A 5,616-nucleotide genomic window follows, 5' to 3' on the forward strand; every position below is an offset into this window, starting at 1 on the left:
GCACATTCGCCGTGAATAGGTACCAACCAGTTGATACTGGGTGCCCGACGAAACGCCTAAACCTGCACGTAATCGACAAGAACATCCTCTGAGAGTGCGGTTCGCGCAGTAATGCGAGGTTTGGTGTCGCTCGATGGGGTGGGATTGGAGCGTCTTTGCCGGTCGGGCGTTCGGGGGTCGCTTGGGTGGCGGGATGAGTGGTCGCAATCCGTACCCGAGTGATCTCACGGACGAGCAGTGGCAGTTGGTCGAGCCCGTGATCAGCGCCTGGAAGGCCGAGCATCCCTCGGCCACCAGCCATCAGGGCAAATACGAGATGCGGGAGATCGTCAACACGATCCTCTACCAGAACCGAACCGGCTGTCAGTGGGAGTACCTGCCGCATGATCTGCCGCCGAAGAGCGCGACGTACTACTACTTCGCCGCCTGGCGTGACGATGGCACCGACCAGACCGTGCACGACCTCCTGCGTTGGCAGTTGCGCGAGAGCCGGAAGCGGTTAGCCGACCCGAGCCTGGTGGTCCTGGACACCCAGAGCATCCATGCGGCCGTCGTCGTCCCGGCCGACACGACCGGCAAGGACGCCTCGAAAAGGGTGCCGGGCAGGAAGAGATGCCTGGCCGTGGATGTGCTGGGCCTCGTCGTCGAGGCCGTCGCCCTGCCGGCGTCCGCGCACGACAACACCGCGGGCATCGCCCTGCTGAACGGCGTGGCCGCTCAGATGGGCACCGTCAAGAAGGCCCTGGTCGACCAGGGGTTCAAGAAGAGCGTCGTCGACCACGGCAAGACCCTGGGTATCGACGTCGAGATCGTCGAGCGCAACCCGGCCGACACCGGCTTCGTCCCGCAGGCCAAGCGGTGGATCGTGGAGCAGACGAACGGGATCTTGATGTTCTACCGGCGTCTGGTCCGTGACTACGAGCACCGGCTCGCCACCTCCCGCTCCCGCGTGTTCTGGGCGATGACATCGGTCATGGCCCGCCGCCTCACCGGCGCCACACTCCCCTCCTGGAGGACCGCATGAGCGAGGGCCCGCAGCTCAGCGACGTACTGACCTACCTCGAAGCGCGTGAGGGTGAACTCGGCGAACAGGCCGGGCAGTTGAGCTCCTCCATCGAGGACCTCACCGCGCTTCTCGGAGAAGTCCACGCGGAGATCGAGAACGTGCGCATCACCCGTAAGACCCTCCTGGCCATTCCCCGGCCGGAGCCCGCCGAACAGGAACCCCGTCCCGAGGTGCCCGACCACTCGGCGTACCAGCAGATTCTCGCCGCACTCGCCGACACCGGCCGACCGATGCGGGCCCGCGACATCTGCGAGGCACTCGACCTGCCGATCCTGCCGAAGAACACCGAGGGCATCCGGTCCAAGCTGAAACGCCTGGTAGACCGCGGCATCCTCACCGAACCCGAGCCCGGCTTGTTCACCCAGCCCCACCCTTGAGGACAAGTCCACCCCGCCGAGCAGGGCACCTCACCCAGACCTCATCGCGAATCAGGCATCACGGCACGAACCGCACTCTGAAACGACGCCGTTTGCGTAGGCGGGTTCCCTGTGGTCCGGGAGCGTCTACGGGGTTGGTGACACGCCGGTGACAGCTGAGGTGCTTCTGGGGGCTTGGGCTGACCGGGGTTCTGCGTAGACAGGCACCTGATACGACGGTCCTCGTCGGCCTGCTCCGGCGAGGACCGTCGCGTAACTGCCGGACGGCGTCGCTCACTTGGGCGGTCCGGTAGACGGTTTCCAGGAGGGCGTATCGCTTGAGATCAAGGACGGTTCGCCCGTCGGGAGCTTCGGAGATGAAGTCGCGCAGGATGCGTCGCAGCATTTTCTCCAGGCCCAGTTCGTGCTGGGTGCCGAAGAACAGGTAGTACGGCGTGTGGGTGAAGCGGGTCTGGCGCAGCGTGGCTCGGTAGTGCCCGCGCAGGAACGTGAACTTGTGCGAGGGAGGCTGCGAACCGCGTGAGGTAGGCGGGCTCGAAAGTCACCCTCACCTCGGTGCTTGGGTAACGCCCCCACTCCTGCAGAAGCTGGAAAGGGATGTCTGGTCCGCCGAAGCTGTCGAGCAGGGCGAACAAGGGTTTACCCAACGCACCGATGCTCCGCAGCTTCTGCAGGTGAGTTGGGCCAGCCGGCTCCCGTCGATGAACCAGCGCAGCACCAGGACCGCCTGCCTGAACGGGTCGAGTGCGCGAGTGCCCTTGCGCGTACCGAGGCGCTCACGCTGTCCGGCGGTTGCCCTGCGGACATCGAGCATGGCGGTGCAGGTGATACTGGTCAACGCATGCGGCCCTCTGGCGTGCGGAACTTGATCTTCGTCGACCTGTTCCCACCAGGGGCCTCACGTGTTTCTGGCGCCAGATCAGCCGAGGTGTGCCCACTGGCGGACCGTCACGCACCGCACCCGCCACGTTACCGAGAAGACCTCAATAAGGAGGTGCTGCCGTTGTTCCGGCAGCTGGGGTTCTACCGGATCACCGCGGCCGGGCATCGGGACAAGGCGCTGGAGTACGTCAAAGACATCTGGATGCGCGGCAAGCTGGACGCTCCTGGGCGGTCCACAACACCACCCCAGCCGTGGTGCCGGCCTGGGGAGTGGTCAGCCGAGGCCGACCTCGACCCTGTCGCGGGTGCCCCAGCGGTTGATGCGGTGGCAGGTGGCCATGGCGTACAGGTACATCGGGCGCAGAACCAGGGCGCGCCAGAGCATGGTGAGCGGGGCGAGAGTGAACAGCAGGAGCGACTGGCGGAGGGTCATATCGGTGCGGCGGACGGTGAACAGGCGCAGGGCCATGAGGTAGCTCATGACGGTACCGATCACGATGCCGTAGGCGGCGAGGGTTCCGAGGTGGCCGCGCAGGTCCGGGTCGGCGAGCACGGCGACCGGGATGGCAAGGCCGAGGGCGATGTGGACGTACTCGGCGACAGTGGTCCAGAAGACGATGCCGTTCGCGGGCATGTAGCGCAGCCACCACAGGTGACGCACGGTTGTGCCGCGCATCCAGCGCATCTGCTGGCGCAGGTAGTGCCGCCAGCGCTCGGGTGCGAGGGTGAACACCAGCGAAGAGGGCTGGTGCACGGTATCGCCGGCGAGCAGGCCGTAGAAGGTGAGCATGGAGTCGTCGTTCATCTGCATGGGTCGACCCCGGAACTTCTCGTGCTCGTAGGCCCCGGCTGCGTCGCGGACGATGTGGGCGCGGTAGAAGGCGAGAGTGCCGGAGTTGATGGTGACCCGGCCGAGCACTGACTGGGCGCTGCGCAGGCCGCGGGTGAAGGGGAGATAGAGCAGGTTGATCATCCGGGTCAGCGCGTTGGCGTCGTGGTTGAGGACGACGACCTGGCCCGCGACGGAGGTAACTTTCGGGTCGGCGAAGGGCTTCAGGCCCTCGGCGACGGCGTCCGGGTCGAGTACGGAGTCGCTGTCGAGGGTGACGAAGATGTCTGCGTCGTCGTGGGTGAGCACGTGCATCTGGGCGTGCCGCTTGCCCCGGTTGGTGGTGCGGTCCCAGGTGACCTCGACACCGTATGCTGCGGCCCGCGCGAACAGTTCGGCGCGTACGTCGGCGTACGTCATGGGGGTGCCGTCGTCGTGGACGGAGCCGTCGTCGACGACGCGGATGCGGTCGACGAACCTGGACTGGACGAGCACGGAGTGCAGGCAGGCGCTCAGGGCGTCCGGGGCCTCGTTGTAGACCGGAATCTGCACGGTGACCTTCAGCGCGTCGAGGTCCGCCTGCGCCTTGGGCGAGGCGGTGCGGGGGCGCTCCAGCCAGGACACCGGCACCCACCAGAGCAGCAGGAACGACACCAGCCAGGGCAGTGCCATGCTGCCGGTGTGCCCGGTGGTCAGGGAGGCGATCAGGCTGACGGCGTGCGCGACGCCCCAGGCCAGGAACACGGTCAGCGGCAGCGCACCCAGCAGGACGAGCCCACGGGAAGACAGGTGCCGCGCCCGGGGCAGCTCTGCCACCCCCGGCCACGGCTCGGTCACGGCCGGGGCGGGGCCCGTCACCATCGCGGCGGAGCCCCGTCCCTGGAGGGGCGCGGTCACGGTTCCATCGGCCCGCGTCCGCGGCGGAATCCGGCCCGTACGGCCAGGGCGCCGAGCAGCACGGCCGAGAGGCTGGTCACGACCAGCCATATCTGCCCGGTGGCCAGGCCGGTGGCGGCTAGCGTGCCGCCACCACCCGTGATCGACGCATAAGGCATAGCAGCGCTCCCCTTACTCAAAGTGTGACGTTCCCTCCGCACCCGCCCACCGCGATCACCAGGGCGGCAGGCATGGCGAAGATTCGGACAAAGGCACCTAAATGGGTGAATCGCTAGACTGCATGCTCGGTGCCTTGAGCGCAACCCCCAGCTCTCGGGGGGAGGCGGCGGAGTGCCAATGGCTCCGAGGCGACGGTCCCGATGGGTTCGCGGGACATGCCCGAATGGCGGTCGGGTTCGAACGCAGGGGGTCCACGTGCCGTGAGGGGCCGGAGGACGGGTGGGTGCTGTCCCTGGTCCGGGGTCTGACTCATGAGACTTCTGACCGGGGTGTCTTGATCACACGGTGTCGCCCGTTGGCCGGGGACGGTGCGTTGTCGGTACCGGGCTGGCAGGGGTGTGTCTCGTTAGGGGCCTGCCGATCAGTGAGCGTTTTCAGCGTTGCCTCTCCAGGGTGAGGACAGCTTTGGCGATGACGGTCATGCGGTTGGGGCTGATGCGGGATCTGCGAAAGATCTGCCAGGACTTCAGCCGTGCCATGCCGCGTTCGACTGGTGCCCTCATTGCGGCCAGGGCCCGGTTGACGGTGCGCTGGGTGAGGGTGAGCTCACCGCCCGGTGGGCGTTTGAGCCCGGTGGTCACCCAGGGGCCGGCGCCCTGGGAGGCGCGGTCGGCGAGGACCGGGACGCCCTGGCGTTCGCAGATCCGGATGATGCGGTGGGTGCGGGCCGCCGTCAGGTCGTGGGTGCGGCCCGGCAGCGCGGGCGAGATCCACAGCACCTCACCGGCGGGGTCCGTGACGACCTGCACATTCACGCCGTGACGGCGGTGCTTGGCTGAGTAATCGGCCCGGCTGTCGCCGACGCGGTCGCATTCGGCCAGCGTCCCGTCAAGCAGGACGAACTCCGGATCACGCTCGCGCAGAGTTTTGAGCAGGCCCGGGGCCCGGTCGGCGAGCAAGGCGGTCACGGCGGTGACATACGCGTGGGCGGTGCCGACGGATATCCCGAAGCCGGCCGCGATCCGGGGGAGGGTGTCGTGGCGGCGCAGGTACACCAGAGCGACGAGCGCACGCTGGTGCGGCGGGAGCTTGCACCGTCGGTCGCCCTCACGGGTGACGACGAGCATCGTGACCCACTCGACAAGGGGATGCGGGAGGTCGAGTGCGGCAGGATAGGGAACCAACAGGACTCCTGTGCCAGCGGATTGAGACTTCGAACACCTCCTCCAACGGCACGGGGGCCTCGTGCGTTGCGGCCCTCACCTCAACCTCACCGGCGTCATCAGATCAGTGGCCACGTTGAAAACGCTCACTGATGGGGCTGGGGTGTTGGCTGTATTCCGGGGTGTGTGAGATACGCGGATGGGGGTGGGTTGACTGTCATGGGGCGTCAGCGCCGGGAGTCG

The 5,616-nt window shown here is 67.2% G+C and carries 5 protein-coding genes and 1 pseudogene; 2 read left to right on the forward strand and 4 right to left on the reverse strand.

The window, feature by feature from the left end; genetic code table 11:
• The first annotated feature begins 193 nt into the window (after positions 1–193).
• Both ACZ4QV_RS42170 and ACZ4QV_RS42175 read left to right on the forward strand, forming a co-directional pair.
• The gene (locus ACZ4QV_RS42170; RefSeq protein ID WP_361592864.1) at positions 194–1,024 is read left to right on the forward strand and encodes an IS5 family transposase; all 831 of its coding nucleotides are present in this window, start codon (positions 194–196) and stop codon (positions 1,022–1,024) included.
• Entirely contained in the window at positions 1,021–1,443 is a 423-nt protein-coding gene (locus ACZ4QV_RS42175; protein WP_467764534.1) for a hypothetical protein, read from the forward strand. Before ACZ4QV_RS42170 ends, ACZ4QV_RS42175 begins: the two co-directional genes overlap by 4 nt.
• A gap of 676 nt (positions 1,444–2,119) precedes the next feature.
• Here ACZ4QV_RS42175 and ACZ4QV_RS42180 read toward each other — a convergent pair.
• From ACZ4QV_RS42180 to ACZ4QV_RS42195, 4 genes and pseudogenes are all read right to left on the reverse strand, one after another.
• Positions 2,120–2,257: pseudogene (locus tag ACZ4QV_RS42180) on the reverse strand (IS5/IS1182 family transposase); the annotation flags it as partial.
• A 342-nt stretch (positions 2,258–2,599) separates the two neighbouring features.
• Entirely contained in the window at positions 2,600–4,051 is a 1,452-nt protein-coding gene (locus ACZ4QV_RS42185; protein WP_361592870.1) for a glycosyltransferase, read from the reverse strand.
• Positions 4,048–4,209, reverse strand: a complete 162-nt coding sequence (locus ACZ4QV_RS42190; RefSeq protein WP_361592873.1) for a hypothetical protein — start codon at positions 4,207–4,209, stop codon at positions 4,048–4,050. The genes ACZ4QV_RS42185 and ACZ4QV_RS42190 overlap by 4 nt, the downstream gene beginning before the upstream one ends.
• Before the next feature lie 435 nt (positions 4,210–4,644).
• Complete coding sequence (locus ACZ4QV_RS42195) at positions 4,645–5,394, reverse strand: transposase (protein ID WP_467764535.1); 750 nt, start codon at positions 5,392–5,394, stop codon at positions 4,645–4,647.
• Between the last annotated feature and the right edge of the window lie 222 nt (positions 5,395–5,616).

It is taken from the genome of Streptomyces sp. NPDC026394 (assembly GCF_055567735.1).